The organism is Kibdelosporangium philippinense (assembly GCF_021390435.2).
Lineage (GTDB): Bacteria > Actinomycetota > Actinomycetes > Mycobacteriales > Pseudonocardiaceae > Kibdelosporangium > Kibdelosporangium philippinense.
In genome coordinates, this window is the sequence record NZ_JAJVCN010000002.1 from 208,423 (window position 1) to 234,722 (window position 26,300).

Here is a 26,300-nt window from a genome sequence, read left to right on the forward strand (position 1 = left end):
CTTCGCACGGACACGGGTTGTTCGAAGCCACACGGGGAGCCTCGTCGTGCTCGCACGCTAGCGGACGTCGCGTTTCCTCCGCTGGATTGTCACTCGTTCGGGGCTCTGCCGTGTCGTGTCCGCACGCCCCGAAAGGCCCGTATCCATGGTGTCCTGTCCTGACCACAGTGTCGGGTCCAGCGCGAACGAAGTCCCCAACGCTCGTTCCAGGTCGGCCAGCACCGCGATGGTCGGCCAGGCCAAACCGTCGATGATGTTGACGATCGTCTGCCGGTTGACCGCCGCTGTCTTGCTGATCGCGTTGAGGCTGCTGCCGTTCTCGGCCAGCAGCCCGGTCAGGCGTGCGGAGATGCCTTGCGCGATCGCGGCGGCGTGGTCGCCGTCCAGTTCGGCGTGTGGCCAGTGGCCGGAGACCACGTGTTGACGGGGGGCTTGAGTGCGACGAGTACCCATTCAGCCCACTCCCCACAGGGTTGCTATTCGAATAGCATGGCCGCTCCTGGAGTCTACGTGCCGAGGAGAGCGGTGGAGCGACGGATCGCGACCTACGTTCCGCGTGATGCCCCACCGGCTTGGGACCGGGTCGCGGCCGGTGTCCGGTCCCTGGTGTCGCAGGCCAGCCCTGGCGTTCCGTATGAGACGGCCGAGTTGATGTCGGTGCTGGCCCGGCTGGCGATGTTCTGCGACGGGCACGGGATCACCAGCGCCGCGGAGTGGCTGGAACCGACCACGATCGACTGGTTTCTCGATCTGGGCTGCACTGCCGTGTCCTCGCACACCCGCGCCACCTATCGCGCCAAGCTGCGTCGCCTGACCGAGGCCATCCACGGGGTCGACGGCGCCAAACCCATTGCACTGTCGGCCACGGACACTTCCCGCCCGTACACCACCCGGGAGCTGGCTGGGCTGTGGTCGTGGGCTCGGGGACAGCCCACTTCCGCGCTGCGGGCGGGTTGCACACAACTGCTGGCCCTCAGCCTGGGATGCGGTCTGGCCGCCGACGAAGTCATCGCCCTGCGCGCGGGCTGTGTGCGGACGGTCAGTAATGGTGTGGTCGTCGTCGAGGTCATCGGGCGACGTGCGCGGCTGGTGGTCTGCCGCCAGCGGTGGGAGGCGGTGCTGGCTGAGCTGGCCAGTGCAGCGGGAAGTGGATTCTTCTTTCGCCCCAACGCAATCCGGGCGAAAAACCTGGTGTCGAACTTTCTGGCCAGGGCTCACCGGGGACCCACCACCCCGCCGGTCAAGCTCTCCCGGTTGCGCGATACCTGGATTGTGGAGCATCTCACCGCTGGGACGCCGCTGCCAGTGCTGGTGGCCGCCGCGGGCCTGGATGGTCTGTCTAGTCTGGACCGGCTGCTGCCGCACCTGCCGAGTGTCGGTGCGGATCGGGCGGAGAAGCATTTGCGCGACCTGTCGTGAACGCCGCCGCGGCCGCTGAGATCCTGCTTGGCGACGAACTTGTTGCGGTGTCGGACGCCGAGGTGGACCGAGCCCGCGCCTACATCGACCAGACCGGTCTGGTCGAGTTCTTCACCACCGCGCTGGCCGACCGTCGCCGCAGCCCGGCTGGTCGTCCCCGCACGCTCACGATCGAAGCCTTGCTGGTCGGGTTGCTGCTGACCGCGGTCACCGACCGCACGGTGCTGTTGAGCGGCGTGAACATGCTGGTGCATCACCGCATCTCGCCCCGGTTCCGCCAACAGCTCGGTGTCCCAGATAGGCCACTGACCGCGAATGCGGTCGAAGCCTCCTACGCAGTGGTGCGCCGCCTGTTCCACGCGATCGTCGAGGTGTTCGACGACTCGCCGAACCCGAAGAACCGCCGCTGGACCGAGGCCGAGTTCGCGGCCCGACTCACCCCGATGACACTCGGCGACCAGGCGCGACGCCGGGAATGTCGTGACTGGGTCAGCAACCGGGTCCTCGCGCCCAGCCTCACCGGCATGCTGGACATCCTGCGGGCATACCCGGCGACCGGCAGCTGTGTGGACGCCACCCCGATCAAGACCCATGCCCGCAAACCCTCCCGCACCAGCGGCATCGTGTCGGCCGACCCGGACGCAGGGCTCTACCTGCGCACCAACGAATCCAAGCCCCCCGCCACACACCAAACATCGCCGAACAACACCGTGAAGCACAAGACATCCTCCGCGAGGGTTACCCAGAAAGTGGTCACCAAGAAGATCGTGAAAGAGCTGTACGGCTACGAGGCCACGCTGCTGGTCAACGGCTCCACCCGCCCAGTCGACGGCCGTATCGCCCCACCCGTGCTCGTCGGCGGCTACACCCTCGAACGTCCCGGACACCGGCCCGGCGCCGCCGCGACCGACGTACTGCGGCACGCGATCGTCAACGGCTGGCCCACTGGGCTGCTGGCCGGTGACCGGGCCTACAACAACAGCGACCCGGACACGTTCCAGCTGCCGGCCCGTGCTCTCGGGTTCGGGTTGGTGTTCGACTACCGCGATGACCAGCTCGGCGTCCAGGCCGAGCATGGTGGTGCGATCCAGGTCGAAGGCCACTGGCACTGCCCACACATGCCCACACCCCTGGTCGAGACCACACGACACTTCCGAGACGAACACCACGACGAGGCGACCTGGCGGCGTCACTTGGCCGCTCGCGCCGCCTACGAGCTGCGGCCCAAAGCCAGCCCGGACGCCGAGGGCCATCAGCGGATGCTCTGCCCCGCCGCCGGGCCCGCGCCCACGGTCCGCTGCCCCCTCAAGAAACCCTCGATGCGCCACACAGCCAAACCCACCGTGAACCCGGCGGCCAGCCCGGTCGAACCGCCCCAGATCTGCTCGCAACAATCGATCACAGTCCCACCCCAGGCAGGGGCCAAGCACGGCCAAGCGCTGCCTTACGCGAGCCCCGAATGGGGTAACGCGTATCACACTCTTCGCAACGGAGTCGAAGGCACCAACGGCTACCTCAAAGACCCCACCAACACCAACCTCGAAAGCTCCGGAACCCGCCGCGTCCGCGGCATCGCCGCTGTCAGCTTCCTGGTCGGGTTTCAGCTCGCGGCCTCCAACCTGCGCAAACACGCCCACTGGCGACATGCTCACCCCATCGACCCAGAGAAACCACCACAACGACGCGCACGACGCCGGTCAACCCGACCGCTCACCGAATGGGCACCCGCTTCAGCTGAACCAGAGCGTCACTACCGATAACCCCATCGGGCACTTTTCGACCCACACTCCGCGATCACGCGACACAAAACAAACGACCTCGACATACAACAGGGGCGCCGCTTACGCGGCGCCCCTGAAAAAACCCTATTGGACAGCCAAACCTAATAACGTTGGTCTGACCAGGCTGATTTCGTCGTCAGCCCCGAGTGGGCGAGGAGGGAGTTGAACCCTCACGTCCTTTCGGACACACGGACCTGAACCGTGCGCGTCTGCCATTCCGCCACTCGCCCTGAAGTGACCGCGGAAGCGTAGCACGGTGTTTGGGGCCAGTTTGCAGGGGGTTGGAACATCCCGGTGTCTCTTGGGCCGCGCCCGGATACGATCGGGGGAGGAGCGTACGTGTGGAGGGATGATCTGTGGGCCTCGTGCAGCGCTTCGAGCGCAGGCTCGAAGGCATCGTGGGTAATACCTTCGCGCGTGTGTTCGGTGGCAACGTCGTGCCACAGGAGGTCGCGCAGGCGCTTCAGCGGGAGAGCGAAGACAACGTTCGTGAGTTGGCCGGTGGCAGGCTGCTGGCTCCCAACCACTACGTCGTGCAGTTGGGATCCGGTGACCACGATCGGCTCGCAGTCGATGAGGAACGCATCATCACGCTGCTCACGGACGTCATCTCGGAGAATCTCGCGGAGCACGGGTGGGACACCTATGGTGACGTCGTAGTCTCCCTTGAGCGCTCCGACGCGCTGCACACCGGACAGTTCCGAACACGCTCGTCCGTCGACCCTGACGTAAGCCGACGGCCGGCATCACCTCGCAACGCAGGAGACCGATCCATGAGCCAGCCTCCCGGCTACGGCCAACCGCCTGAGGGTGACCCGTACGGCCAGCAGGGCCAGTACGGATACGGCCAAGGTCAATACGGCAACGATCAGAACTACGGCCAGCAGCCCCCGCAGCAGCAAGGTGGCTACGACCAGGGCTATGGCCAGCAGCAGGGTTATGGCCAGCAGGGCTACGACCAGGGTTATGGCCAGCAGCAAGGTGGTTACGACCAGGGCTATGGCCAGCAGCCCGGCGGCTACGGCCAGCAGCCCGGCGGGTACGACCAGGGTTACGGCCAGCCTCAGCAGGGCGGCGGCTATGACCAGGGTTACGGCCAGCAGCCCGGCGGCTATGGCCAGCAGCCTGGTGGCTACGACCAGGGTTACGGCCAGCAGCCCGGCGGCTACCCTCAGCAAGGTGGGTACGGCCAGCAGGGCGGCTATGGCCAGCCTGACCCGTACGGCCAGCAGGGTGGCGACCCGTATGGCCAGCAGGGATATGCGCCGCCTGCCGTGCAGACCGGGCCACGTCAGCTGTCGGCGAGCCTCCAGCTCGACGACGGGTCGAACCGCACTTACTCCCTGAAGCAGGGCGGAAACGTGGTCGGCCGTGGTCAGGACGCGGACTTCCGGCTGCCGGACACGGGTGTGTCCCGTCGTCACCTCGAGATCACGTGGGATGGCCAAAGTGCCACACTTGCGGACCTTGGTTCGACGAACGGCACCACGGTCAACGGCACTCCGGTACAGACCTGGCAACTGGCTGACGGCGACGTCATCCGCATTGGTCACTCGTCCCTAGTGTTCCGCACCCAGGGCTGACGTTCAGTCGTTCGCAGGGCTTGAATACAGTCTGTGTATTCAAGCGGTGTCGGCTGCGATTTTTAGGGAGCGGTCACAACAGGTGCCAGAGCTGGTGATGCAGCTGACCAGAGCAGGGTTTCTTGTCCTGCTCTGGTTGTTCGTGGTCGCCGCGCTGAGGATCGTTCGCTCGGATCTTTACGCGGCGTCAGGGTTGAAGGTCGGCATTCCCGGGTTCCGCCGGGACAAGTCCGGCAAGGCGCGGGGCAAGGCGCCGCGGCAGCTCGTGGTGACCCACGGCGCGCTCGCGGGGACGCGGATCTCGCTGGACGGCAGGCCGATCATGATCGGCCGGGCCGATGACTCCACGCTCGTGATGGACGACGACTACGCGTCCACGCGGCATGCGCGGATCTCGCTGCGCGGGACCGACTGGTATGTGGAGGATCTGGGTTCGACCAACGGGACGTACCTGGATCGCGCGAAGGTGACGGCGCCTATGCGGGTGCCGCTGGGGGTTCCTATCCGCATCGGCAAGACGGTGATCGAGCTGCGCTCATGACCCTTGTCCTCCGTTACGCGGCTCGCAGCGACCGGGGCCTGGTGCGTTCGAACAACCAGGACTCCGTGTACGCCGGACCGCGCCTGCTCGCGCTTGCGGACGGGCTTGGGGGACACGCTGCCGGTGAGGTGGCGAGCAAGGTGGTTGTCGGCGCGCTCGCGCCGCTGGACGACGACACGCCCGGTGAGGATCTGCTCGGGCCGTTGCGTGACGCGACAGTCGCGGGCAACAACGCGATCTCCGAGTTGGTGACGACCGATCCCGAGCTCGACGGGATGGGCACCACGCTGACCGCGATGTTGTTCGCAGGCAACCGAATCGGCTTGGTGCACGTCGGGGACTCGCGCGCGTACATGCGCCGGGGTGAGGTGTTCTCGCAGATCACGCATGACGACACGTTCGTGCAGTCGCTGATCGACGAGGGCCGGATCACCGAGGAAGAGGCTTCGAGCCATCCACAGCGTTCGTTGTTGTTGCGTGCGTTGACCGGCCATGACGTCGAGCCGAGCCTGACGGTTCGCGAGGCGCGTGCCGGTGACCGGTATCTGCTGTGCTCCGACGGGCTTTCCTCGGTTGTGAGTTTCGAGACTCTTTCCGAGGCGATCGAGATCGATGATCCGCAGGCTTGCGCGGACCGCATGATCGAGCTGGCGCTCAAGGGCGGCGGCCCTGACAACATCACCGTGATCATCGCGGACGTTGTCGACATCGACTACGGCGACGACGATCCGATCGTCGGTGGTGCCGCTGGCGACGGCCGTGAGGATCCGCCTCCGCCGGACTCGTCCGCGTCGCGGGCGGCGGCGATGACCGCGGCTGCGCAGCCACGCCAGGAGCCGCGAAAACTCGACCAGCCGACGCCGGAGGACCCGAAAGCCAAGGGCCGCAAGCGGTTGAAGGCCGCCGCGTTGACGCTGGTCGTGCTGGTGCTGCTGGTCGCAGGCGGGTTCACCATCCGATACTTCGTACTGCGCAACTATTACGTCGGCGAAGGAACTGGCGCCTACAAGGGCGAGATCGCGATCTTCCAGGGCGTGCCGGGAAGCCTGCTCGGTATTCCGTTGCAGCGTGAGGTGCAGGGGTCATGTGATCCCGCGCTGGACAAGTGCAACAAGCGGTATGTCGACCAACTTGACGAAACCGGTAAGGCGACCGTGCTCGGCGGTAGCAACACTTATGGCAGCCTGAACGAAGCGCGTGAGTTCATAAACCGGCTGCGGACCGAGAACGTCCTCGATCCGTGTCCGGATGTGATCGCACAGCAGCAACAACGACAGAACCAGTCGGCGACGTCCACGCCGCCGACGGGCCCGGTGGATCCTGAGGTGGCGACGAGTATGCCGACCTCACCGCCGCGTCCAGGTGTGGACTGCCGGCCCGAGCACAACGAGGGTGGCGGCGGCTAATGGCGCAACCGGTTCCCGTCGGGGCGGGTCCGGCGACGGCGACCGGGCAGGGCAACAACAGCAACCCCGCGATGCAGCCTGTGGCTCCGACGCGGCGCAGCACAGAGTTGTGGATGCTCGCCTTCGCCGCCGCACTCGTCACCGGCGCGCTGACGCTGGTCTCGATCAACCAGAAGCAAGAGCTGACGATCCAGATCCTCTGGTACGGCCTCGCGTTCATGGCGGCGTTCGCGATCACGCACGTCGCGGTGCGCAAGTGGGCGCCGTACGCGGATCCGCTGATCCTGCCGTGTGTGGCACTGCTGCACGGGTTCGGCCTTGTGATGATCTACCGGATCGACCTCGCCAAGGCCGAGCAAGCGCTTGCCAGGGCTAGGGAGTACACCGCGGCGGCGCCGAAACAGGTGCTGTGGACGGCAATCTCGCTCGTGCTGTTCCTCGCCGTGCTCTACATCGTCAAGAACCACCGGGTACTGGCCAAATACGGCTACACCGCTGGTCTTGTCGGCCTGTTCGCGCTGGCCCTGCCCGCGTTGCTGCCGTCAAGCCTCTCCGAGGTCAACGGCGCCAAGGTGTGGCTGAAGCTCGGCATCTTCTCCATCCAGCCGGGTGAGTTCGCCAAGATCCTGCTGATGGTGTTCTTCGCGTCCTTCCTGGTGTCCAAACGCGACTTGTTCATGGTCGCCGGCCGCCGGTTCCTCGGGCTCGAGCTGCCACGAGCGCGTGACCTCGGTCCGATCCTGGTCGCGTGGGGTGTGGCGATCGGCGTCCTGGTCTTCGAGAAGGACCTCGGCACCTCGCTGCTGATCTTCGGCATCGTGCTGGCGATGCTCTATGTGGCAACGGAACGCGCCGCGTGGGTGATCATCGGCCTGACCCTGTTCATCGGTGGCGCGTTGGTCGCGTTCTCGCTGTTCACGCATGTTCAGCAGCGTGTGGCCAACTGGCTGACGCCGATGGACCAGGCCGTCTACGAGCGGGGCGGCGGTAGCTACCAGATCGCGCAGGGCCTGTTCGGCCTCGGCACCGGCGGAATGGCCGGTACGGGTCTTGGCGCAGGCAGGCCGGACATCGTGCCGGAGGCCAACACCGACTTCATCACCGCGGCGATCGGCGAGGAGCTCGGCTTCATCGGCCTTGCCGCGTTGCTGATGGTGTACATGATCCTGGCCTTGCGCGGTATGCGCAGCGCGGTCGCTGTCCGCGACAGCTTCGGCAAGCTGCTCGGCGGCGGCCTTTCGTTCGCCATCATCATGCAGCTGTTCGTGGTGGTCGGCGGTGTGACCGCGCTGATCCCGATGACCGGTATCACCACGCCTTTCCTGTCGTACGGCGGTTCTTCACTGCTGGCGAACTACATCCTCATAGCCTTGCTGTTGCGGATATCCGACGCCGCGCGGCGGCCACAGACCGGTTCGCGCCCGCGGCCGGTTCAGCAGGCACCAATCGCGGAGGCAAGCACGGTGATGGTGGAGCGGCCATCATGAACACACCACTTCGCCGGGTCGGCCTGACCATGCTCGTGATGCTGGTGTTGTTGCTGGCCAACATCACGTACATCCAGATGGTCAAGGCCGACGACTACCGGGCCGACGCGCGCAACCAGCGGGTGCTGTTCGACGAGTACTCCCGCGAGCGCGGCAAGATCATCTCCAGTGACAACAAACTGGTCGCGATGGTCACACCGACCAACGACCGGCTGCGCTTCCTGCGCCAGTACCCGCTCGGCGCCGCGTTCGCCCCGATCACCGGGTACTACTCGGTCCGGTACGGCGCGACCGCGCTTGAGCGCTCGGAGAAGGAGATCCTCGACGGGTCGGACGACCGGCTGTTCGTCCGCAGGCTCTCCGACCTGATCACCGGCCGCGATCCGCGCGGCGGCAACATCCAGACCACTGTCGACTCGCGCATCCAGCAGGTGGCGTACGACGGAATGACCGCCTCCGGCTACACCGGCGCGGTGGTCGCGCTACGGCCGCAGACGGGCGAGATCCTCGCAATGGTCTCCACGCCGTCCTACGACCCGAACCCGTTGTCGTCGCACAGCGGTGACGAGCAGGAGAAGGCCTGGAACAACTACATCGCCGACAAGCAGGCGAAGCCGCTTGTCAACCGGGCGATCAGGGAGACCTACCAGCCTGGTTCGACCTTCAAGCTGGTCATCGCGGCTGCCGCGCTGGAAGACGGGATGACCAAGGACGAGCAGCTGACCGCGGCCAACGAGGTCCAGCTGCCCGGCACCCGCGACGCCGACCTCGAGAACTTCGCGGGGGGCCACTGCGGTCCCGGCGACTCGCCGACGGCCTCGCTCGAACTCGCGCTGTCGATCTCGTGCAACACCGCGTTCGCCGAACTGGCGGGCAAGCTCGGCGCGGACAAGCTGCGTGAGCAGGCGGCGAAGTTCGGCATCGGCCAGACCGACCTGCAGATCCCGATGGGCGTCGCGGCGTCGAGCATCGGCCCGCTGCCCGACCAGGCCGCGATCTACCAGACCGGCATCGGCCAGCGTGACGCGCGGGTGACCCCGTTGCAGGACGCCATGATCGCCGCGGCGATCGCCAACGGCGGGGTGCTGATGCGCCCGCAGCTCGTGCAGAAGGTGCTGGCACCCGACCTCTCGGAGATGTCGAAGTTCGACGCCGACGAGCTCGGCAGGGCGATGTCCACGTCCAACGCGAACGCGCTGCGCGACATGATGAAGAAGTCCGAGGACAACACCAGGGGCAACGGCAAGGTCAACGGGCTGAGCATCGCGTCGAAGACCGGAACGGCCGAGCACGGGTTCGACCCGAAGAACACCCCGCCGCACGCTTGGTACGTCGCTTTCGCGCCAGCGGACAACCCACAGATCGCCGTAGCCGTCCTTGTTGAGAACGGTGGAAACCGCGGGCTCGCGGCGACCGGCGCGACCGTGGCCGCGTCGATCGGCCGGGCGACCATCAACGCGATGCCGGGAATCGGAGGTAGGTGAGCATGCTGACGTCGGGGCAGCTGCTTGCCGACCGATACCGGTTGGTGCGGCGCATCGCCGTCGGTGGCATGGGCGAGGTCTGGGAAGCCGCCGACACGCGGCTCGACCGTGCCGTGGCCGTGAAAGTGCTCAAGCCGGAACTGTGCGGGGACGCGGAGTTCCTGCACCGGTTCCGTACCGAGGCGCGGACGATGTCCTCGCTGAACCACCCCGGCATCGCCTCGGTGCACGACTACGGCGAGACCGCCGCGACGCCGGACGGCCCGCAGGACACCGCGTACCTGGTGATGGAACTGGTCGAGGGCGAGCCGCTGGCGACCATCCTGGCCAGAGAGGGCCGGATCACCGCCGACTGGACGCTGGACATCCTCGAGCAGGCGGGCAACGCCCTGCAGGCCGCGCACACCAGCGGATACGTGCACAGGGACGTCAAGCCGGGCAACATCATGATCACCCCGGCGGGCATCGTGAAGCTGACCGACTTCGGGATCGCCAAAGCCGCCGACGCGGCACCGGTGACCCGCTCGGGCATGGTGATGGGCACGGCGCACTACATCGCGCCGGAGCAAGCTCTCGGGCACGACGCCGAGCCGGCGAGCGACGTGTACTCGCTGGCCGTGGTCGGCTACGAGTGCCTGATGGGACGCCGGCCGTTCCTGTCGGAGAACGCGGTCACGGTGGCGATGATGCACATCCGCGACATCGCGCCGCCGCTGCCGCCCGATGTTCCACCTGGCGCTCGGGCGGTCATCGAGGCCACACTCGTCAAGGACCCGCGCCAGCGCTACAGCAGTGGTGGCGAGTTCGCCGCGGCGGTCGCCGCGGTCCGTGCCGGTCGGCCGCTCCCCACACCTTCGGGGATGGCGATGGCGGCCGCGCACCCAGTAACACATCCCGGGACACATCCGGGTGTCGTGCCAGTGGGTATGCCCCAGCAGATGGTGCACGGCACCGGTTCGTTCCCGATGCCGCCCCGCCGGCCGCGCCGCGGCAGCCGGGCCTGGCTGTGGACTTTGCTCGCATTGCTGCTGGTAGCACTGGTTGTGCTGGCCGTGTGGGCGGTTCTGCCGAGACTGACCAGCTCCACCTCGGGAACGCCGGCGCCGCCCGGCCAGCCCGACAGCGCCACGCAGGGGACCCCCAGGGTCAGCTTCCCCGCGGACGGACCGGCATATGGTGGGCCCGGCGCGGCGGTGGTTCAGGTGAAGGCCGGCGAGCTGCTCGGCCACCCCGCCTCGGAAGTAGTCGAGCGCTTACGGGAGGCTGGTCTGCAACCGGATGTTCGATCGCTACGGTTGTCTGGCGAACCGTCGCAGGACCTGCGGACGTGCTATGTGACGGGCGTACAACCGATCGGGCAAGTGGACCAAGGGTCGAAGGTGACTGTCGAATGCGACCCGAACAGACAGCCACCTGGTTGAAAGCGGCATGGCGAAGCAGCAAAAGCGGGCATGATGGGACCGAGAAGTTGACTAGGAGCGGGACTACGCAGCGATGACGACACCGCGACTGCTCTCCAATCGCTATGAGCTGGGCGAGACGCTCGGCTATGGCGGCATGTCCGAGGTTCACAAGGGCCGTGACGTTCGGCTCGGTCGTGACGTCGCGGTCAAGGTGCTGCGTGCCGACCTGGCAAGGGACCCGCAGTTCCAGGAGCGCTTCCGGCGCGAGGCGCAGAACGCGGCCGCGCTCAACCACCCCGCGATCGTCGCTGTCTATGACACCGGCGAGACGCGCACCGAATATGGCCCGCTGCCGTACATCGTGATGGAGTACGTCGACGGCCGGACGCTGCGCGACATCGTCAAGACCGAGGGGCCGTTGCCCGGCCAGCGGGCCATGGAGATCATGGCGGACGTCTGCGCGGCACTGGACTTCTCCCACCGGCACGGCATCATCCACCGTGACGTGAAGCCGGCCAACGTGATGATCACCAAGACCGGCGCGGTCAAGGTGATGGACTTCGGTATCGCCCGCGCGGTGCACGACGGCCAGGCGGCCGTCACGCAGACCGCCGCGGTGATCGGCACCGCGCAGTACCTGTCCCCCGAACAGGCCCGTGGTGAGGCCGTGGACGCGCGAAGTGACGTCTACGCAACGGGTTGCGTGCTGTTCGAGCTGCTGACCGGTGAGCCGCCGTTCACCGGCGACTCTCCTGTCGCCGTCGCCTACCAGCACGTGCGGGAAGACCCGCGCAAGCCTTCCCAGCTCAACTCGCGGGTCAGCCCGCAGCTCGACGCGATCGTGCTCAAGGCGATGGCCAAGGGTGCGGCCAACCGCTACCAGTCGGCCGCCGAGATGCGGATGGACATCGTCCGGGTGCTGTCCGGGCAGCGCCCGTCCGCGCCGATGGTGATGACCGAGGACGACCGGACCGCGATGATGGGTCAGCAGCAGACCCGGATCAACGACATCCAGCGCGGCAGACACCGGCCGGACTCGATGGCCGATGACTACGACGACTACGACGCCTCGGAAGAAGAGCGCAAACGTAAGCGCCGCAAGGCATGGATGACCGCGCTGATCACCTTGCTCGTTGTCGCGGTGATCGTGCTCGGCATCTGGCTGACCACGAAACTGATCGGCACCAACAGCGCCGACTCCGGCTACGTCGACCTGCCGTCGGTGAAGGGCGCGCAGGAGATCGCGGCGCGCAACCAGCTCGAGGCGGCCGGCTTCAAGGTCAACATCGCCACGGTCAAGTGCGAGCCGCCCGGCCCCGGCCAGGCGCCGCCGTGCCAGACCGAGGACGTCGGCACGGTGATCCAGCAGGACCCGGCGCCGAGCAAGGTCCAAGCAGGCTCCACGGTCACGCTGACCATCGGCCGCAGCGCGAGCTCGGTGAAGGTGCCGGACGTGCGTGGCAAGTCCAAGGAAGAAGCAACCAGGCTCCTCGTGCAGGAAGGCCTGACCCCGTCGCCGGACGACGTCACCGAGGACACCACCGACTCGAAGCTGGTCGGCAAGGTCTCGAGCACGCAGCCGCCGATCGGCATCGACGTGGCCAAGGGCTCGGCGGTCCGGCTGGTGATCGGCAAGCAGCCTGCCCAGGTCGACGTGCCGGACGTGGTCAACTCGGACTTCGACGCCGCGAAGACCAACCTGGAGAACGAGGGTTTCAAGGTCCAGCGCACCGACGTGGACTCCGACAAGCCCGCGGGCATCGTGGTCTCGCAGAGCCCGAAGAGGGCAAGGCCGGGCTCGACGATCACCCTGCAAGTCTCCAAGGGCCAGGACGCCAGCCAGATCACGATGCCCAACCTGGTCGGCAAGAACGAGAACGCCGCCCGTCAGGAACTGCGCAACCTCGGCTGGGACGGACAGTTCAACATCACGCCAGAGGACACCAACGACGTGTCGCAGATCGGCGAGGTCGACGAGCAGGACCCACAGCCTGGTTCGAAGATCGCCAAGAACGCGCCGGTCAACGTGAAGGTGTTCAGATTCAAGGCGGGCACACCCTGACGCCTTGCGGTGTGTGATCCATGGTTTTGTATGTTGTTGCCCCGAGATCTGGCTTGCCGGTAGCTGGGCGCCGCAATGCCCGGAAAGGCGGAATGCAATGGTTGGGCGACTTCGCAACGCAGTGGCCGGCTTCATTGAGAGTCCACGCTGGCCATGACCCTTGCGCTGAAGTACGCGGCACGTAGCGACCGAGGGTTACACCGATCCAACAACGAGGACTCGGTGTACGCCGGTCCGCACCTGCTCGCCATCGCGGACGGGATGGGCGGGCACGCCGCGGGAGAGGTCGCCAGCAAGGTGGTCATCGCCGCGCTCGCGCCTCTCGACGAGGACGTCCCCGGCGACGATCTGCTCGGCAAGCTGCACGAGGCGGTGGTGTCGGGCAACGACACGATCGCCGAGCTGGTCGACCAGGACCCCGACCTCGAGGGGATGGGGACGACGCTGACCGCCATCCTGTTCGGCGGCGGCAGACTCGGCCTTGTCAACATCGGGGACTCTCGGACGTACCTGCTGCGCGACGGGCAGTTCAACCAGATCACCCGGGACGACAGCTTCGTGCAGTCGCTGCTGGACGAAGGCCGGATCACGCCGGAGGAAGCGCTCACGCACCCGCAGCGCTCGCTTGTGCTGCGTGCGCTGGTCGGCCACGAGGTGATCGAGCCGACCCTGCAGGTCAGGGAGACCAGGACGGGCGACCGGTACCTGCTGTGCTCTGACGGGCTGTCGGACGTGGTCGGCTTCGAGAAGCTGGCCGAGACGATGCAGATCGCCGACCGGCAGGCGTGCGCGGACAAGATGATCGAGCTCGCGCTGCAGGGCGGCGGGCCGGACAACGTGACCGTGATCGTCGCGGACGTGGTCGATGAGGAACCGAAACCGCAAGCCACACAGGCATTCGAGTCGACGGGCAACAACATGCGCCCGGTCGGCCCGACGACGTCACCGCCGCGGCCGCCGGTCCCGATGCCGCAGCAACCGCCGCATCAGCAGCCCACGATACAGCAGCCGCCCCAGCCTCCGCAGAAGAAGAAAAAGCGGGGCCGCAAGGTCGCGATCGTGGTCGCGGTGTCGGTCATCTTCCTCGCGTTGGTCGGTGCGGGAATCAGGTATCTGGCGTACACCAACTACTACGTGGGTGTCAGCGACGGCGGGGAGATCGCGGTCTTCCAAGGCGTTCGCGGGACCGTGCTCGGAGTGGGCCTGCACCGCAAGGTCGAAGGCTCGTGCGCGCCCGCGGACGGCCCGACCTGCCGTCCACTGCGGATCGACGACCTCGGCGCGACCAACACGACACGGGCCAACGAGGGCGTTCCGGTCAACGACCTCGAAGCGGCCCGGCAGATGATCAGCACGTGGCGCACCGAGGATCAGCAGCAGCCGGTGGACTGCCCGACGCCGGGAACGTCCACCTCGACGGATGTGCCTTCGTTCAACGAGACGACGCCACCGCCAAGCAGCAGCAGCCCGGCGAGCAGCACGCCGCCAGCCTGTTAGCGGACCGCGGCGGCCTCGGTGAGGTTGCGCATGCCGTGCTCGAGTTCAGCCACCTTGTGCTCAGGCACAGGGTGGCCACAACCAGCGAGCCAGTTCGCCAGCATCCGGTGACCGCCGTCGGTGAGCACCGACTCGGGGTGGAACTGGACGCCTTCGATCGGCAGTTCGCGGTGCCGCATGCCCATCACGATGCCGGTCTCGGTCTTGCCGGTGACCTCGAACTCAGCCGGAATCGTCTCGGGCAGCACCGTCAGCGAGTGATAGCGGGTCGCGGTGAACGGATCCGGCAGCCCGGCGAGCACCCCGGCGCCGTCGTGGTAAACCTGGCTTGTCTTGCCGTGCAACAACTCTGGGGCGCGGTCCACAGTGGCCCCCCACGCCACACCAATGGCCTGGTGGCCAAGGCAGACACCTAGGACCGGCGTCTTGCGCTCGGCGGCAAGCTTGATCAGCTCGATGCTCCGGCCAGCCCGCTCCGGCGTGCCAGGCCCAGGACTGACCAGGACCCCGTCGAACCCGTCGAGTTCGAGCTCAGCGGAGTCGTTGCGCAGCACTACGCACTCCGCACCCAGCTGGGCCAGATACTGGACCAGGTTGTAGACGAAGCTGTCGTAGTTGTCGACCACCAGGACGCGCATGCGGCCATGCTATTCGGCCGTGACAACCCGGCGCGTCGTGTTTTCACCACGCGTCATGTCACGCAAAAAGTGGTGCGAGCGTACCACTTTTCCGGTTAGGCTTGCCGGTGTGCTGATCTTTGACGCGGACGACACGCTCTGGGAGAACAACGTCCTGTTCGAGCGGGTGATCGACGACTTCCTCGGCTGGCTGGCCCATCCGACGATGGACAAGGCCGAGCTGCGGCCGATCCTCGACGACATCGAGCACGCCAACATCGTCACGGTCGGCTACGGCAGCAAGGCGCTGCTGCACAACCTCCGCGAGACGTTCGAGCACCTCTACCGGCGGCAGATCTCCGCAGAGGAGAGCAGGCAGGTCGAGGAGCTCGCGGTCGCGCTGATCGACCACCGCGTCGAGCTGATCGACGGCGTGCCGGACACCCTCAGCGAGCTGAGCAGCCGCCACGAGCTGCTGATGCTCACCAAGGGCGACACGACCGAGCAGCAACGCAAGATCGACCACTCCGGGCTCGCGCACCACTTCACGGGCATCCACATCGTCGCCGAGAAGGACCCCGACACCTACCGGCGGCTGGTCAAGGAGCTGTCGCTGGATCTGGGCAGCACGTGGATGATCGGCAACTCACCGAAGTCGGACATCCTGTCGGCGCGCGCGGCTGGCATGAACGCCGTGTTCATCCCGAACGTGCACACCTGGGTACTCGAGGAGGACGAGCTGGACCCCTCCGACCAGGGCGTTCTGCACCTGGAGAGGTTCACCGACCTGCTCAACCACTTCTGAGGCTTTCCTCGGTCGTCACGTTGTTGAACCAGAGCTTCGGCTCCAGCCACGGGAAGACCACGAACAGCAGGAGCGCGATCACGCCGAGGATGAGCACGGTCGCGATCGTGATCCGGACCGCCAGCGGGCCGGGGATCTTGCGCCAAATCCAGCCGTACATCAGTCGTTCTCCGTCAGCACTGCGGGCAGCTCGTTCGGCTTCGCCGGGTTCTTCGCCGCCTGGTCGGTGAGCACGAGGTGCATGATGAGCCGCTGTGCGTCCGAGAACTTCGGGTGGCACGTGGTGAGGGTGAGCAGTGCCGCGCCCGGTTTCGTGCCCGCAGGGGCGTAGGGAACGGGGGAAATGACCCCACCCTGTGATGGTTTGACGATTTCCCTGCCGAAGACCTTGGCGTAGTCGGCGCCGAGGGTGTTCACGCGTTCGCAGCGGGCGCTCTTGGTCTTGATCGTGTCCCAGTTCTTGGCCTCTTCCGGCAGCGGCAGCATCCGGTAGGTGAACCAGCTGGTGGAGGTCTCGATCACCACCGCGTCGCAGGACTTGAGCAGGTCGAGGTCGTTGAACGGGGCGCCCTTGCCGACCCGGTGGCCCGCGACGGAGAAGTTGCCGTGGTCACCGGGCAGCGCGGTGCCCTTGTAGTGGCCAGGGCCCTTCTCCAGGGTCTTGTCGTTCGTGCCCTCGAGAACTGTGAAGTGAAAATCCGCGCCGAACTTCGGGATGTAGAGCTTGGCGAAGCCCTTGCCGTCCTCGAGCTCGATCTTGTTGGTCCGTTCGCCGCCTTCGACGACGTCCGCACCGGGGTGCTGCCACTGGTCGTCCAGCGCCGCGGTGGCCTCACGCTGCTTGCCTGCGGAGAAAAGATCCGTGATGTATAGCTCGTAGACCACGAAGAGCAGCACGATCATGCCAGCGGTGATCAGCAGTTCGCCGATGTTGCGCACCACGTTGCGGGCGCGGTCGCCGCTCTGCGGCGGCCCGTCGCCCAGGTCGCCGTAGAGGCGTCCAGAGTCGTGTGCACCCTCGTGAGAACCCACTCGTACTCCCCTGGTGGTTCGCGAGCCTTTTCGACTACGTTAACGTGTTCACACGGCGGCAGTTGCGGACCTCCGCTTGCCGCCGTACACGCACGCATAACGCCAGGCGAGGACACGATGCCCAAGTCCAAGGTTCGCAAGAAGAGCGTCTACACGGCGCCCAGCAGCGATCGCCGTACCCCGGTGAAGGTGCGTGGGGGTGGCCCCTCGCATCCGCTGTACATCGCGGTGATGCTCGGTGTCATGGTGATCGGCCTTGCTTGGCTGGTGGTCAACTACATCGCCGGCCAGGACATCCCGTTCATGAACGATCTGGGGAACTGGAACTTCGCGATCGGGTTCGCACTGATGATCGGTGGTCTGCTGATGACCATGCGGTGGCGCTGAAAACCTGCTGTTCACTCGGTAGAGGGACGCTGGACCACACCCGTTCAGCCCAGCGTCACTGAACCACAAGGATGTAACTCATCCCCAGTGTGGACAACTCTTGTGGATAAGTAGGACGCATCGTCACGTGACGTCACCAAAGCCTCGTCTTGTCTGGTCAACGCCACCGGTCCTGGTCGCCGTCGGTTGGGCGGCAACGGCCGGTGGAGTGATCTGGGCGATCATCACCGACGACCCAACAGGACGCGTTCTTGTCAGCCTTGCCGCGCTGGTCGCGGCCCTGCTGGCGTTGCACGGCACCCTCGCGCGGCCCCGTCTGGCCGCCGACAGCAACGGACTCGTACTGCGGCGACTGGCCAGCAAGCGGCAGTGGGCCTGGGCGGAGGTCAACGTCCGGCTGGCGCGCACCCGCAGGCTCGGCCGCGAGGTCAGCACGCTTGAGCTCGACGCCGAGGACGACCTGGTCGTCCTCGGCTGGCTCGATCTCGGCGTCGCCCCGGAAGACGTCGCCGACGCACTGCGTGACCTACGTACCTGACGGCGACCGGTAGCAGGTGACCTGCGAGTTCTCGTGAACACACATCGCGGGCCGGTCGAACCCGCTGTCCCGCACGAACACCAGCCCGACCAGCAGGACAACCGCGCCGACCAGGGTCGCGATCTGCACTTTGGTCCGGATCCGCTGCGGCGGGTAGAGCATGCCGAGTGCGAGGGCGGCGCCGGTGACCAGCCCGCCGATGTGCCCGAAGATCGAGATGTTCGAGATCGTGAACGTGAAGACCAAGTTCAGCGCGATGATGCCGAGCGCGGGCGCGATCGGCATCTTGAGCCGGAACACCGCGACCGCGAGCGCACCCATCAGGCCGAAGATCGCGCCGGACGCACCAGCCGTCCACCCGTAATCCATGAAAACCCCGGCCGAGGTCCTGACCGCCTGTTCGGTGTCGAACACGAACACCGCGACGCCGCCGCCAAGCAGCGAGACCAGGTACAGCGCGAGGAACCGGACTCGACCGAAAAGCACCTCCAGGTCACGGCCGATGATATACAGCGACACCATGTTGACGACGAGGTGAATCACCCCGTAGTGCAGGAAGCCGCCGGCAACCAGCCGCCACCACTCACCGCCGGCGACCGCGGGCGGATAGAGCACGCCGATCTCGAACACGTACGAGAACTGGTTGTTGGTGACGCTCTGCGCCTCGATGGCGGTCAGCACGAAAACCGCCACATTCAGCACAAGCAAGATCGGCATCACGATCGGCTTGGTGTTCAGCTCAGCGCCCGCGACTGTACGCGCGCGCCGCTGCGTGCGCCTGCCCTCGTTCACACAGTCGACACACTGGAACCCGACGGACGCAGGCTGCAGGCACTCGTGGCAGTTCGGCCGGTCACACCGGGTGCAGCGCAGACCCGTCGGCCGGTCCGGGTGCCGCACGCAGACCTGGTCAGCCACGCTCGATGACCACGCGGTTGATCACGACATCCTCGGTCGGCCGGTCGTCACCGGGAGTGGTCTCGACCCGGGAGATGGCGTCGACGACGTTGCGCGACTCCTGGTCGGTGACCTCGCCGAAGATGGTGTGCTTGAAGTTGAGGTGAGCGGTCGGCTTGACCGTGATGAAGAACTGCGAGCCGTTGGTGTTCGGCCGGTTGATGTTGGCCATGGCCAGCAGGTACGGCTTGTTGAACTGCAGTTCGGCGGTGAACTCGTCCGGCACGGTGAAGCCGGGGCCGCCTCTGCCGGTGCCGGTCGGGTCACCACCCTGGATCATGAACCCGTCGATGATCCGGTGGAAGATCGACCCGTCGTAGTAAGGGCCGGAGGTGCCGCCCTGTGCGTTCTGCGGCGAATACTCCTTCGTGCCCTCGGCGAGCCCGACGAAGCTCTTCACGGTTTTCGGCGCGTAATCAGGGAAAAGGGCGATCCGGATGTCACCGAGCGTGGTCTGCAGGGTGGCCGTGACCTTGATCCCGACGAGTGATTCGTTGCTGTCTGCCACGCCCTCAATCGTGCCATCCAGAGCGAGAACGGTTCGGAAGGGGCAGGATGGGGAACCTGTCTATTAACTAATGACCCGCGACCCTATGGCGAGGTGAAGGCACATGACTCGGACCCCAGAGGCGGTGGACAAGGCCGTCGACGCGGTCCGCCGGGCGGAGCACAAGCTGGTTGAGAGCGCCGGAGAAGTTGCGACCAAGACCCGCCGAACCCGCCGCAAGCTGGCCCGCAAAGCCAAAGCCACCCGCAAAGACCTGGCGAAAAGCGCGAAGAAAGCAAAAGCCACGGCCCAGCACCTGGCAGGCGCCGAACCCAAACGCCGCCGCTGGCCATGGCTGATCGCACTGCTCGTAGCAGCCGCAGGCACAGCAGCCGTGATGAAGGCGAAGGCAAGCGCCCCGACAGAGGAAGAGGCCGCCCCGCCAGAGCCCCGCGCGGAGGACGAAAAGCCAGCCGAAATGCCAAAACAGCAGGACAACGGCCGTCCGCAGCCAGCGAAGTCGACAACGCAGCCGAAGAAGTAGCGGCCCCGCAAACCCCTGTTCGCCCCGGCTGAACAGGGGTTTCGCCGCGCCCAGCCACCTTCTTGGGCTCGGGCGCCAGCCCAGAGGGATGCATCCTCCGGTTCCCATGACCAGGCGCCAAGCCTACCGCCAGTCCGACAATCCCGCCCCCAAACATCCCCCACCACTCCCGGGGGGACGACCCCTGGCCAGTCTAGCGGGGATAAGGGCTGGTCAAAGGGTTGTCGGCGGGGTGTGGACAACCAGATTTCACCAATGGACCGTTCGTTCGAAGTTCACCCTGGAGCGTGATTGCTGGGGCCGAAGGTCATGCGTCAGAGGCCTAGGGTCGCGATGGCTTTCTCGACCACGCGGCGTGCCTTGATCGACTGGGCCTGGTTGGTCGTGACGATCACCGCGGTGCCTTCCTTGGCGACCGCGTACACCGAGCCTTTGTCCGCGCCGATGGAGCCGCCCTTCCAGCCTGCCGGGGAGGTCGCCGGGTTCGAGGTGTCGATCGGAGCCGCTTCGTCCACAAGGGCCTTCGCGTTCTTCGCGGTTCCGACGTAGACCCGGGCCGTGAGTTGGATGCTGCCGTCGGCGCGGTAGAAGAAGCACGCGGGATGCGGCTTGTCTGCCGATATCCGGACCTTGGTGGCGCGCTGACCGTTGGCCTCCGCGACGAACGCGCTTTCCAGGTACGGGCAAGGGCCATCGGCCACAGGCTCCGGAGCGGGTGGCGGGCCTTCTGGCGTTGTGGTTGTCGGCGAGGTGCGGGGTGGTTGGCTGTTTTGTGGCGCGGGCTCGGCGTTCGGGCTGGTCGAGCAGCCGGCCAGGCAGCACGCCAGCAGCAGGGCTGAAGTCAGTCGCCTCATAGGTCCGCCAGTCAACCAGAGTCCATCCGGGTGACGTCGCGGTACCTCGCTGAACCATCTTGATCGAAGCGGCGTAACAGCCTGCGCACCTTGCAAATCCTGCATACGTAAGGGGTATGGATGGACGCCGTCCTGAGGCGCAGGGAAGACCTGCTCTCACTGTTCCGGATCGTGGTCGGGTTGCTGTTCGTCAGCCACGGCGCTGCCAAATTGTTCGGCGTGCTGGGTGGGCGGACCGTCCAATTTGGGGCGTGGCCATCGTTTTACGCGGCCGTGATCGAACTCGTCGCTGGTGGTGCGGTGCTGCTCGGGATCGGAACCCGGGTCGCGGCGGTGATTTGTTCCGGCGAGATGGCCTATGCGTACTTCGCCAGTCATCAGTCGAAGGCGTTGTGGCCATTGGAGAACGGCGGCGAACTCGCCGCGATGTACAGCTGGGTGTTCCTGCTGATCGCGTTCTTCGGACCGGGGGCATGGACGTTGTCCCGGTTGTGGAACAAGCAGCGGCAACCCGTAGCCGGCTGACCGGACGGACCCTGAGTCCTGGCAGCGCCGCCAGGACTCAGGGTTTGAGCAGACGGTCCAATTCGGCCGCTGAGTCGAGCACGATGCACCGCGAAACCCGTTCCGCCTCAACGGCATTGCCCTGCGAGATGGCTTCAGCCTCAAGCCCGTGCCAGTCCAGCGCCGTCGTTTGCAGGTTCGGCGGCATCAGCTGCAACTCGGCTCGTCCGTGCAACACCTCCGCGGTCACCTCGCCGACGTGGATGAACAAGTCGTTGCCTGATGCGACAAAGACTTGGCGGTGGAAAGCGATATCGGCGTTGACGAACGCGGGCGTGTCACCGGCGATGGCGTGTTTGCGCATCTCGTCCGCGAGCCGCAGGATTTCCCCGCGTTGTTCGTCGGATGCGTTGATAGCAGCCAAACCTGCGGCCGCTGGCTCGACCGCGGCGCGCAATTGGGACAGTTGACTGAGCAGTTGCGCACGGTCGGCGCCGGCCAGTCGCCAGCGGATCAGCTGCGGGTCGAACAGGTTCCAGTCGGAGACCGGCAGGACGATGAGTCCGATCTTCGGTCGGCTGCGAACCATCTTCAGTGCTTCGAGCACGCGAACCGCTTCTCTGCCAACGGTTCGGGACACGCCGTACTTTGTGGTCAGTTCGTCGAGCCGCAGGACCGTGCCTGCCGGGTAGCGGCCGGAGGTCAGCGCGAGGCCGAGGGAATCCAGCAGGTGTGCGTGCAACGTCACCGCGACTCCAGGATCCGTTCGGCGACAACGAGATCATGCCCGAACGTGATCTTGAGGTTGCGCTGTTCACCGGGTACCCAGTGCACCTCGATATCGGTGAACCGCTCGATACAGGACGCTGTGTCCGTGCCCACGAACCCCTCCTCAGCCGCCCGCTCGTAGGCAGAGAGCAGGGGCTTCGCCAGAAAACCTTGTGGCGTCTGGACTGCGACCAGCTCGTCGGTGATGGGGACGACGTGCTCGCCGGTCGCGAGTGCCAGGTCCTCGCTCGCCATGCCAGGAATCGCGCCGCCATACTTTCTCGCAGCCTGCAGGACAGCCGCAACAAGTTCGGCGCTGACCAACGGACGCGCGCCGTCGTGGATAAGCACGGTGTCTATCTCGCCAGCGTTGATACGACCGGACAAGTGCCTGAGCGCGGCGAGTTCGGAGCCTTGCCGCGTGTCACCTCCGGCGACGACGTCCACGTCGATCCCGGCGACAACCTTTTCGACGTGCTCGACATCCTGCGGACGTGTCACCAGCACAAGCGCGCCGATGTCCGGATGACTGGCGAACGCCTCCAGCGACCACGCCAGTACCGGCCGACCGGCGATCGGCAGGTAGACCTTGTTGATATCGCGTCCGACACGGGTACCGGACCCGCCCGCCAAGACCACCCCGGCCGCCTGAGACATGCCCACGATCATCCCCCGTTGTTTCACGTTGAACCAAGCGAACGACGGATCTGGGTCAGCAGCTGCGCCACTCGCCGGTCAGCCGGAGCGCCCGGTCGGTGGATCGCGTAGTACGGCACTGGCGGCAAGTCCACGATCGGCACCTTTGCCAAGTCAGTGCGGACGCAGCCGTTGACAACCGCGGCCCCGACGCCCAGTTCGACGAAGTGCATCATCAACGGCCATCCGCCCGCTTCGACCGCGACCTCCCACTCGATGTCCGCGACCGCGCGCAGACGTTCGAGCGTCACGCGCAGCGGTTGAGACGGCAACGGCAACACCATCCGCATTCCCCCGAGCTCGCTCAGCCGAATCTGCTCGCGCCGCGCCAACGGATGACTGTGCGGCACGACCAACACCTGGTCGTACGTGGCGAGCTTGAAGGTTTCCAGGTCATCGGGCAGTTCGTCCAGCACCGAGATGCCCAGTTGCGCACGCCCGTCCCGCACCAGAGCCAACGTCTGCGCCCGCGAGGCGGTGAACAAACGCAGCCGCGCAGACTCACGCGCGATCACATCGCCAAGGAGATACAGGTAGGCGCCTTGACCAGCGGCGAGCGCGACCCTGCGCTGTTCACCAGCCAGTTCGCTCAGGAACTGGTCGATCTGGTCCGCCCGTTCCCGCGCGAACCGGGCGAGCGCCTCACCTTCGGCGGTCAGCACGAGCCGTCTGCCGTGTCGCACGTACAAGGGATGCCCGACGGCTTCGGCGAGTTTGCGCACCTTGACGTGCAACGCGGGCTGCGAGATATGCAGGTCACGGGCGGCTGTCGTGAAGTTCAGCCGCTCAGCGAACACAAGGAACGCAGGGAGCGACTCACTCGGGAACATAACTTGAAACTATAGATCTGGGGATTTCGCTAGTTCAGATTGAGCTCACTGTGCTTGAAGCTGATCCCATGAGAAAGGAGTTACGGCTCGGTGTGGACTTCGGCCGAGTGATCAACGACGGAGCGTCCCACCCAGGCGGCGACGACACGGTATTCCTGAGCGGAACGGTCGACGACGCGATGCAGACCCCGGCGATGCCCGGCGCGTTCGAGACGCTCGCCAGGCTGACCGAACTGTTCGACGGCAAAGTCTGGATCGTGTCCAAGGCAGGCGAGCGAATCGAAACCCGAACCAGGCAGTGGTTGGACCACAACGGTTTCTGGTCCGCGACCGGAATTCCCGCTGCCAACGCGCGGTTCTGCCGCAAACGACCGGACAAAGCCGTCCACTGCAAGCGGCTTGGCATCACGCACTTCATCGACGACCGGCAAGACGTGCTGCGGCACCTGAGGGATGTCGTCGAGCACCTCTACCTGTTCGGTCAGCAGAAAGCCGACCCACCCGAATGGGTCATCCCGACACTGACGTGGCCGGACGTAGAAACCGCTGTCACTGCAGGAATCGCGGCGGAACCTCGGCAACGAGCCACACGCCGTTCACCGAAAGCCGGAACTCGTACCCAGCCTCGTGCATAGATTGGGCTTGCACGACAAGGACTACCGGCTTTCCCTTTCTGGTGCCGACCCGGTTGGCTGTGTCCACATCAGACGACAGGTGAACATCCTGGCGCCCCATCGGTTTCAGCCCGTCAGCCCGGATCCGGTCCAGAAGAGCCGCTGCGGTCCCGTGATAGAGGATCGTCGGCGGCTCGACCGGGGCGAGTCCAAGATCGACGCTGACCGAGTGCCCCTGGTTCGCCCGAATCCTGTTCCCCACCAATGAAAACCGCTGCTTGTCGTTGCTGGCGACGACAAGCTCCAACTCTTCACGCGAAATCACAACACCTCGTTGCGCGCACGCTTCAAGCAAGTCGTCGACGTCGACCCAGCCACCCTCGTCCAGGGTGAGCCCGATTTCAGCGGGCCGATGCCGCAGGTGCCGCGACAAGAACTTCGACACCCGGACGACGTTCACGCACGCAGTTCTTTCAGCAGATCCCGCACGCGATCCATGATGACGTCGGTGACTTCGCGCAGCAGCTTGCCGTCAACATCCCGTTCCCGGTAACTACTCAGGTCAAGCGGCGCACCGATGACCAAGTTGACCGGCTTACGCGGAAACGGCCGGAACCGCCTGCGCCTGCTGTCAAAGATCTCCCGCGTCCCCCACCGCGCAGCCGGAATCACCGGAACATCGTTGGCCAGCGCCAACCTCGCGATGCCGGTCTTGTAATCCAGCGGCCACCCGTCCGGATCCTGCGTCAACGTCCCCTCGGGGTAAACCACCACAACCCGACCGGCCTTCAACGCATCGTGCGCCCCACGCAAACTGTCGCCGGCATTGGCCGTGCCCCGGTAAACAGGAATCTGCCCAGCCCCATCAAGCACGCGGCTCAGCAACGGGATGTTCCACAAGGTGTGCTTGGTGAAGAACCGCGGCACCCGCCCAAGCCGGTGCACGAAAATGGCGTCCACGACCGGATCGATGTACGAAGGATGGTTGAGCACCAACAAAGCGCCGCCCTGACGCGGCAGATGCTCCCCACCCCGAACGCTCCGCCGAGCGAACGCCCACGTGAACGGATAGAAAACCGAGGCGAACAGCCCCACCCAGAAACCACCGCGCTCCCGCACACCAGCGACGATACCTGGCACCCCGCCAACACGGACACGTTCAACCAAGCACAGCCCAAACCTTGGCAAGCATCTCCGAACGAAGCGCGGTTAGCTCATCCCCTCTGACTCAAAAACTCCCGAATCCCCTCGCCACCAGCGCCGCAGGCCAACCAAAAAGCATGCTGGGTGAGCGAAAAAGTAACCAGCGCTGGAAAGTGAGAAGCACGCACCGTGGGGGGTTTGAGGGGGGCTCGGCCCCCAACATAATGACGAGACGCCCCTGGCGAAAGTTGCGAAGCAACTGAGCAGGGGCGTCCAAAGTCGAGTGGAGACGAGGGGAATCGAACCCCTAACCCCTGCCTTGCAAAGGCAGTGCTCTGCCAATTGAGCTACGTCCCCTGGTGGGGTACCTGGTCAGTGGCCCGCTTGGTCTGCTGCGGGCCACTGATCGAGGTTGGGTCTTACTTGGCGGCGCCGTTGTTGCCGGCGGGGGCGGTGGCCTCACGCCACAGGTCGGCCTCGGCCTTCGCGGAACGGCTGCGGCGGACCACCAGGAAGATGGCGCCGGCGACTGCCACCAGTCCGAGAAGCTTCTTCACGTCAGGCCTCCTTCAGGCACATGCTTTGTTCCCCTAAACGCATCCCCAACACTACGCGCTCAACCACGTGGCGCGCAGCGCCCTGCGTTTTCCTGGGGGGCATGGAGGGCTGGGCCCCCCAAAATTATGACGACCGATGAAGGCCAGCCGTAAGGCTGGCACACGTCACCCAATCGATCGTGGGCCCAGGAGGACTTGAACCTCCGACCTCTTCGTTATCAGCGAAGCGCTCTAACCGCCTGAGCTATGGGCCCTTGGGAACGTCGAGAAGATTACCGCATGGCTTCCCGCGCCCCAAAACCGG

At 65.8% G+C, this 26,300-nt stretch carries 29 protein-coding genes and 3 tRNA genes; 16 read left to right on the forward strand and 16 right to left on the reverse strand.

Annotation, left to right across the window (positions count from 1 at the left end):
• Window positions 1-57 precede the first annotated feature (57 nt).
• Window positions 58-453, reverse strand: coding sequence for a hypothetical protein (locus LWC34_RS19785; protein ID WP_233726660.1), 396 nt, complete (start codon window positions 451-453; stop codon window positions 58-60).
• Between the two features lie 72 nt (window positions 454-525).
• Between LWC34_RS19785 and LWC34_RS19790 the strand changes: the two genes are divergently transcribed.
• The gene (locus LWC34_RS19790; protein ID WP_233726661.1) at window positions 526-1,419 is read left to right on the forward strand and encodes a site-specific integrase; all 894 of its coding nucleotides are present in this window, start codon (window positions 526-528) and stop codon (window positions 1,417-1,419) included.
• On the forward strand, window positions 1,416-3,179 hold the full coding sequence (locus LWC34_RS19795; protein ID WP_233726662.1) for a hypothetical protein: 1,764 nt from the start codon (window positions 1,416-1,418) through the stop codon (window positions 3,177-3,179). Before LWC34_RS19790 ends, LWC34_RS19795 begins: the two co-directional genes overlap by 4 nt.
• 168 nt (window positions 3,180-3,347) lie before the next feature.
• On the opposite strand, the gene LWC34_RS19800 is transcribed toward LWC34_RS19795, so the two are convergent.
• A tRNA-Leu gene (locus LWC34_RS19800) sits at window positions 3,348-3,430 on the reverse strand.
• 126 nt (window positions 3,431-3,556) lie between these two features.
• Here LWC34_RS19800 and LWC34_RS19805 point away from each other — a divergent pair.
• From LWC34_RS19805 to LWC34_RS19840, 8 genes are all read left to right on the forward strand, one after another.
• The gene (locus LWC34_RS19805; protein WP_233726663.1) at window positions 3,557-4,783 is read left to right on the forward strand and encodes an FHA domain-containing protein; all 1,227 of its coding nucleotides are present in this window, start codon (window positions 3,557-3,559) and stop codon (window positions 4,781-4,783) included.
• 82 nt (window positions 4,784-4,865) lie between these two features.
• Window positions 4,866-5,324 carry an FHA domain-containing protein FhaB/FipA gene (locus LWC34_RS19810; RefSeq protein ID WP_054287533.1) on the forward strand — a complete coding sequence of 153 codons (459 nt, stop codon included), beginning with the start codon at window positions 4,866-4,868 and terminating at the stop codon, window positions 5,322-5,324.
• Complete coding sequence (locus tag LWC34_RS19815; protein WP_233726664.1) at window positions 5,321-6,730, forward strand: PP2C family protein-serine/threonine phosphatase; 1,410 nt, start codon at window positions 5,321-5,323, stop codon at window positions 6,728-6,730. The genes LWC34_RS19810 and LWC34_RS19815 overlap by 4 nt, the downstream gene beginning before the upstream one ends.
• Window positions 6,730-8,217, forward strand: coding sequence for an FtsW/RodA/SpoVE family cell cycle protein (locus LWC34_RS19820; RefSeq protein WP_284051631.1), 1,488 nt, complete (start codon window positions 6,730-6,732; stop codon window positions 8,215-8,217). The genes LWC34_RS19815 and LWC34_RS19820 overlap by 1 nt, the downstream gene beginning before the upstream one ends.
• Entirely contained in the window at window positions 8,214-9,701 is a 1,488-nt protein-coding gene (locus LWC34_RS19825) for a peptidoglycan D,D-transpeptidase FtsI family protein (RefSeq protein WP_233726665.1), read from the forward strand. Before LWC34_RS19820 ends, LWC34_RS19825 begins: the two co-directional genes overlap by 4 nt.
• Window positions 9,702-9,703: 2 nt before the next feature.
• Window positions 9,704-11,122: a serine/threonine-protein kinase gene (locus LWC34_RS19830; protein WP_233726666.1), complete on the forward strand. Its 1,419-nt coding sequence runs from the start codon at window positions 9,704-9,706 to the stop codon at window positions 11,120-11,122.
• Between the two features lie 73 nt (window positions 11,123-11,195).
• The gene (gene pknB, locus LWC34_RS19835; protein WP_233726667.1) at window positions 11,196-13,166 is read left to right on the forward strand and encodes a Stk1 family PASTA domain-containing Ser/Thr kinase; all 1,971 of its coding nucleotides are present in this window, start codon (window positions 11,196-11,198) and stop codon (window positions 13,164-13,166) included.
• A gap of 153 nt (window positions 13,167-13,319) precedes the next feature.
• Complete coding sequence (locus LWC34_RS19840; protein ID WP_233726668.1) at window positions 13,320-14,663, forward strand: PP2C family protein-serine/threonine phosphatase; 1,344 nt, start codon at window positions 13,320-13,322, stop codon at window positions 14,661-14,663.
• Here LWC34_RS19840 and LWC34_RS19845 read toward each other — a convergent pair.
• Entirely contained in the window at window positions 14,660-15,301 is a 642-nt protein-coding gene (locus LWC34_RS19845) for an aminodeoxychorismate/anthranilate synthase component II (RefSeq protein WP_233726669.1), read from the reverse strand. The genes LWC34_RS19840 and LWC34_RS19845 overlap by 4 nt on opposite strands.
• Before the next feature lie 109 nt (window positions 15,302-15,410).
• Here LWC34_RS19845 and LWC34_RS19850 point away from each other — a divergent pair, with 109 nt between their 5' ends.
• Window positions 15,411-16,085, forward strand: coding sequence for an HAD family hydrolase (locus LWC34_RS19850; protein ID WP_233726670.1), 675 nt, complete (start codon window positions 15,411-15,413; stop codon window positions 16,083-16,085).
• On the opposite strand, the gene LWC34_RS19855 is transcribed toward LWC34_RS19850, so the two are convergent.
• Both LWC34_RS19855 and LWC34_RS19860 read right to left on the reverse strand, forming a co-directional pair.
• Entirely contained in the window at window positions 16,072-16,245 is a 174-nt protein-coding gene (locus LWC34_RS19855; RefSeq protein WP_233726671.1) for a hypothetical protein, read from the reverse strand. The two genes, LWC34_RS19850 and LWC34_RS19855, sit on opposite strands and share 14 nt — an antisense overlap.
• Window positions 16,245-17,117, reverse strand: a complete 873-nt coding sequence (locus LWC34_RS19860) for a class E sortase (RefSeq protein WP_233726672.1) — start codon at window positions 17,115-17,117, stop codon at window positions 16,245-16,247. Before LWC34_RS19860 ends, LWC34_RS19855 begins: the two co-directional genes overlap by 1 nt.
• A 117-nt stretch (window positions 17,118-17,234) precedes the next feature.
• On the opposite strand from LWC34_RS19860, the gene crgA reads away from it, so the two are divergent.
• A complete protein-coding gene (crgA, locus tag LWC34_RS19865) occupies window positions 17,235-17,504 on the forward strand; it encodes a cell division protein CrgA (protein ID WP_233726673.1) in 270 nt (89 codons plus the stop codon).
• Window positions 17,505-17,631: 127 nt separating this feature from the next.
• Window positions 17,632-18,042, forward strand: coding sequence for a PH domain-containing protein (locus LWC34_RS19870; RefSeq protein ID WP_233726674.1), 411 nt, complete (start codon window positions 17,632-17,634; stop codon window positions 18,040-18,042).
• On the opposite strand, the gene LWC34_RS19875 is transcribed toward LWC34_RS19870, so the two are convergent.
• Together LWC34_RS19875 and LWC34_RS19880 are read right to left on the reverse strand one after the other, a co-directional pair.
• Window positions 18,031-18,960 (reverse strand): rhomboid family intramembrane serine protease, encoded by a 930-nt coding sequence (locus LWC34_RS19875; protein WP_233726675.1) that lies wholly within the window; start codon window positions 18,958-18,960, stop codon window positions 18,031-18,033. The genes LWC34_RS19870 and LWC34_RS19875 overlap by 12 nt on opposite strands.
• The gene (locus tag LWC34_RS19880) at window positions 18,953-19,507 is read right to left on the reverse strand and encodes a peptidylprolyl isomerase (RefSeq protein WP_233726676.1); all 555 of its coding nucleotides are present in this window, start codon (window positions 19,505-19,507) and stop codon (window positions 18,953-18,955) included. The genes LWC34_RS19875 and LWC34_RS19880 overlap by 8 nt, the downstream gene beginning before the upstream one ends.
• A 103-nt stretch (window positions 19,508-19,610) precedes the next feature.
• Here LWC34_RS19880 and LWC34_RS19885 point away from each other — a divergent pair, with 103 nt between their 5' ends.
• Entirely contained in the window at window positions 19,611-20,030 is a 420-nt protein-coding gene (locus LWC34_RS19885; RefSeq protein ID WP_233726677.1) for a hypothetical protein, read from the forward strand.
• A gap of 314 nt (window positions 20,031-20,344) precedes the next feature.
• Here LWC34_RS19885 and LWC34_RS19890 read toward each other — a convergent pair whose 3' ends face one another.
• Entirely contained in the window at window positions 20,345-20,884 is a 540-nt protein-coding gene (locus LWC34_RS19890; RefSeq protein WP_233726678.1) for a DUF2020 domain-containing protein, read from the reverse strand.
• Between the two features lie 120 nt (window positions 20,885-21,004).
• Between LWC34_RS19890 and LWC34_RS19895 the strand changes: the two genes are divergently transcribed.
• The gene (locus LWC34_RS19895; protein ID WP_233726679.1) at window positions 21,005-21,409 is read left to right on the forward strand and encodes a DoxX family protein; all 405 of its coding nucleotides are present in this window, start codon (window positions 21,005-21,007) and stop codon (window positions 21,407-21,409) included.
• A 37-nt stretch (window positions 21,410-21,446) separates the two neighbouring features.
• Here LWC34_RS19895 and LWC34_RS19900 read toward each other — a convergent pair whose 3' ends face one another.
• From LWC34_RS19900 to LWC34_RS19910, 3 genes are read right to left on the reverse strand one after another with little or no spacing between them, the layout of a single operon-like run.
• Entirely contained in the window at window positions 21,447-22,136 is a 690-nt protein-coding gene (locus LWC34_RS19900; protein WP_233726680.1) for a FadR/GntR family transcriptional regulator, read from the reverse strand.
• Window positions 22,133-22,813: an IspD/TarI family cytidylyltransferase gene (locus LWC34_RS19905; RefSeq protein WP_233726681.1), complete on the reverse strand. Its 681-nt coding sequence runs from the start codon at window positions 22,811-22,813 to the stop codon at window positions 22,133-22,135. The genes LWC34_RS19900 and LWC34_RS19905 overlap by 4 nt, the downstream gene beginning before the upstream one ends.
• Window positions 22,814-22,836: 23 nt before the next feature.
• Window positions 22,837-23,682, reverse strand: coding sequence for a LysR family transcriptional regulator (locus LWC34_RS19910; RefSeq protein ID WP_233726682.1), 846 nt, complete (start codon window positions 23,680-23,682; stop codon window positions 22,837-22,839).
• 68 nt (window positions 23,683-23,750) lie between these two features.
• Here LWC34_RS19910 and LWC34_RS19915 point away from each other — a divergent pair, with 68 nt between their 5' ends.
• A complete protein-coding gene (locus tag LWC34_RS19915) occupies window positions 23,751-24,317 on the forward strand; it encodes a hypothetical protein (RefSeq protein WP_233726683.1) in 567 nt (188 codons plus the stop codon).
• Here the strand turns inward: LWC34_RS19915 and LWC34_RS19920 are convergent.
• From LWC34_RS19920 to LWC34_RS19940, 5 genes are all read right to left on the reverse strand, one after another.
• A complete protein-coding gene (locus tag LWC34_RS19920; protein WP_233726684.1) occupies window positions 24,232-24,741 on the reverse strand; it encodes an RNA 2'-phosphotransferase in 510 nt (169 codons plus the stop codon). The two genes, LWC34_RS19915 and LWC34_RS19920, sit on opposite strands and share 86 nt — an antisense overlap.
• An 11-nt stretch (window positions 24,742-24,752) precedes the next feature.
• Window positions 24,753-25,415 carry a lysophospholipid acyltransferase family protein gene (locus tag LWC34_RS19925; protein ID WP_233726685.1) on the reverse strand — a complete coding sequence of 221 codons (663 nt, stop codon included), beginning with the start codon at window positions 25,413-25,415 and terminating at the stop codon, window positions 24,753-24,755.
• 308 nt (window positions 25,416-25,723) lie between these two features.
• Window positions 25,724-25,796, reverse strand: a tRNA-Ala gene (locus LWC34_RS19930).
• A gap of 62 nt (window positions 25,797-25,858) precedes the next feature.
• Complete coding sequence (locus LWC34_RS19935) at window positions 25,859-25,996, reverse strand: DLW-39 family protein (protein ID WP_168211497.1); 138 nt, start codon at window positions 25,994-25,996, stop codon at window positions 25,859-25,861.
• A 180-nt stretch (window positions 25,997-26,176) separates the two neighbouring features.
• Window positions 26,177-26,250 (reverse strand) — tRNA-Ile (locus LWC34_RS19940).
• Window positions 26,251-26,300 lie beyond the last annotated feature (50 nt).

Bases quoted from the DNA above. Each gene is read 5' to 3' on its own strand.
- LWC34_RS19910 (WP_233726682.1), bottom strand. From the start codon at position 23,682: ATGTTCCCGAGTGAGTCGCTCCCTGCGTTCCTTGTGTTCGCTGAGCGG.
- LWC34_RS19885 (WP_233726677.1), top strand. From the start codon at position 19,611: ATGACTCGGACCCCAGAGGCGGTGGACAAGGCCGTCGACGCGGTCCGC.
- LWC34_RS19905 (WP_233726681.1), bottom strand. From the start codon at position 22,813: ATGTCTCAGGCGGCCGGGGTGGTCTTGGCGGGCGGGTCCGGTACCCGT.
- LWC34_RS19785 (WP_233726660.1), bottom strand. From the start codon at position 453: ATGGGTACTCGTCGCACTCAAGCCCCCCGTCAACACGTGGTCTCCGGC.
- LWC34_RS19855 (WP_233726671.1), bottom strand. From the start codon at position 16,245: ATGTACGGCTGGATTTGGCGCAAGATCCCCGGCCCGCTGGCGGTCCGG.
- LWC34_RS19825 (WP_233726665.1), top strand. From the start codon at position 8,214: ATGAACACACCACTTCGCCGGGTCGGCCTGACCATGCTCGTGATGCTG.
- LWC34_RS19890 (WP_233726678.1), bottom strand. From the start codon at position 20,884: ATGAGGCGACTGACTTCAGCCCTGCTGCTGGCGTGCTGCCTGGCCGGC.
- LWC34_RS19915 (WP_233726683.1), top strand. From the start codon at position 23,751: ATGAGAAAGGAGTTACGGCTCGGTGTGGACTTCGGCCGAGTGATCAAC.
- LWC34_RS19895 (WP_233726679.1), top strand. From the start codon at position 21,005: ATGGACGCCGTCCTGAGGCGCAGGGAAGACCTGCTCTCACTGTTCCGG.
- pknB (WP_233726667.1), top strand. From the start codon at position 11,196: ATGACGACACCGCGACTGCTCTCCAATCGCTATGAGCTGGGCGAGACG.
- crgA (WP_233726673.1), top strand. From the start codon at position 17,235: ATGCCCAAGTCCAAGGTTCGCAAGAAGAGCGTCTACACGGCGCCCAGC.
- LWC34_RS19845 (WP_233726669.1), bottom strand. From the start codon at position 15,301: ATGCGCGTCCTGGTGGTCGACAACTACGACAGCTTCGTCTACAACCTG.
- LWC34_RS19820 (WP_284051631.1), top strand. From the start codon at position 6,730: ATGGCGCAACCGGTTCCCGTCGGGGCGGGTCCGGCGACGGCGACCGGG.
- LWC34_RS19830 (WP_233726666.1), top strand. From the start codon at position 9,704: ATGCTGACGTCGGGGCAGCTGCTTGCCGACCGATACCGGTTGGTGCGG.
- LWC34_RS19815 (WP_233726664.1), top strand. From the start codon at position 5,321: ATGACCCTTGTCCTCCGTTACGCGGCTCGCAGCGACCGGGGCCTGGTG.
- LWC34_RS19840 (WP_233726668.1), top strand. From the start codon at position 13,320: ATGACCCTTGCGCTGAAGTACGCGGCACGTAGCGACCGAGGGTTACAC.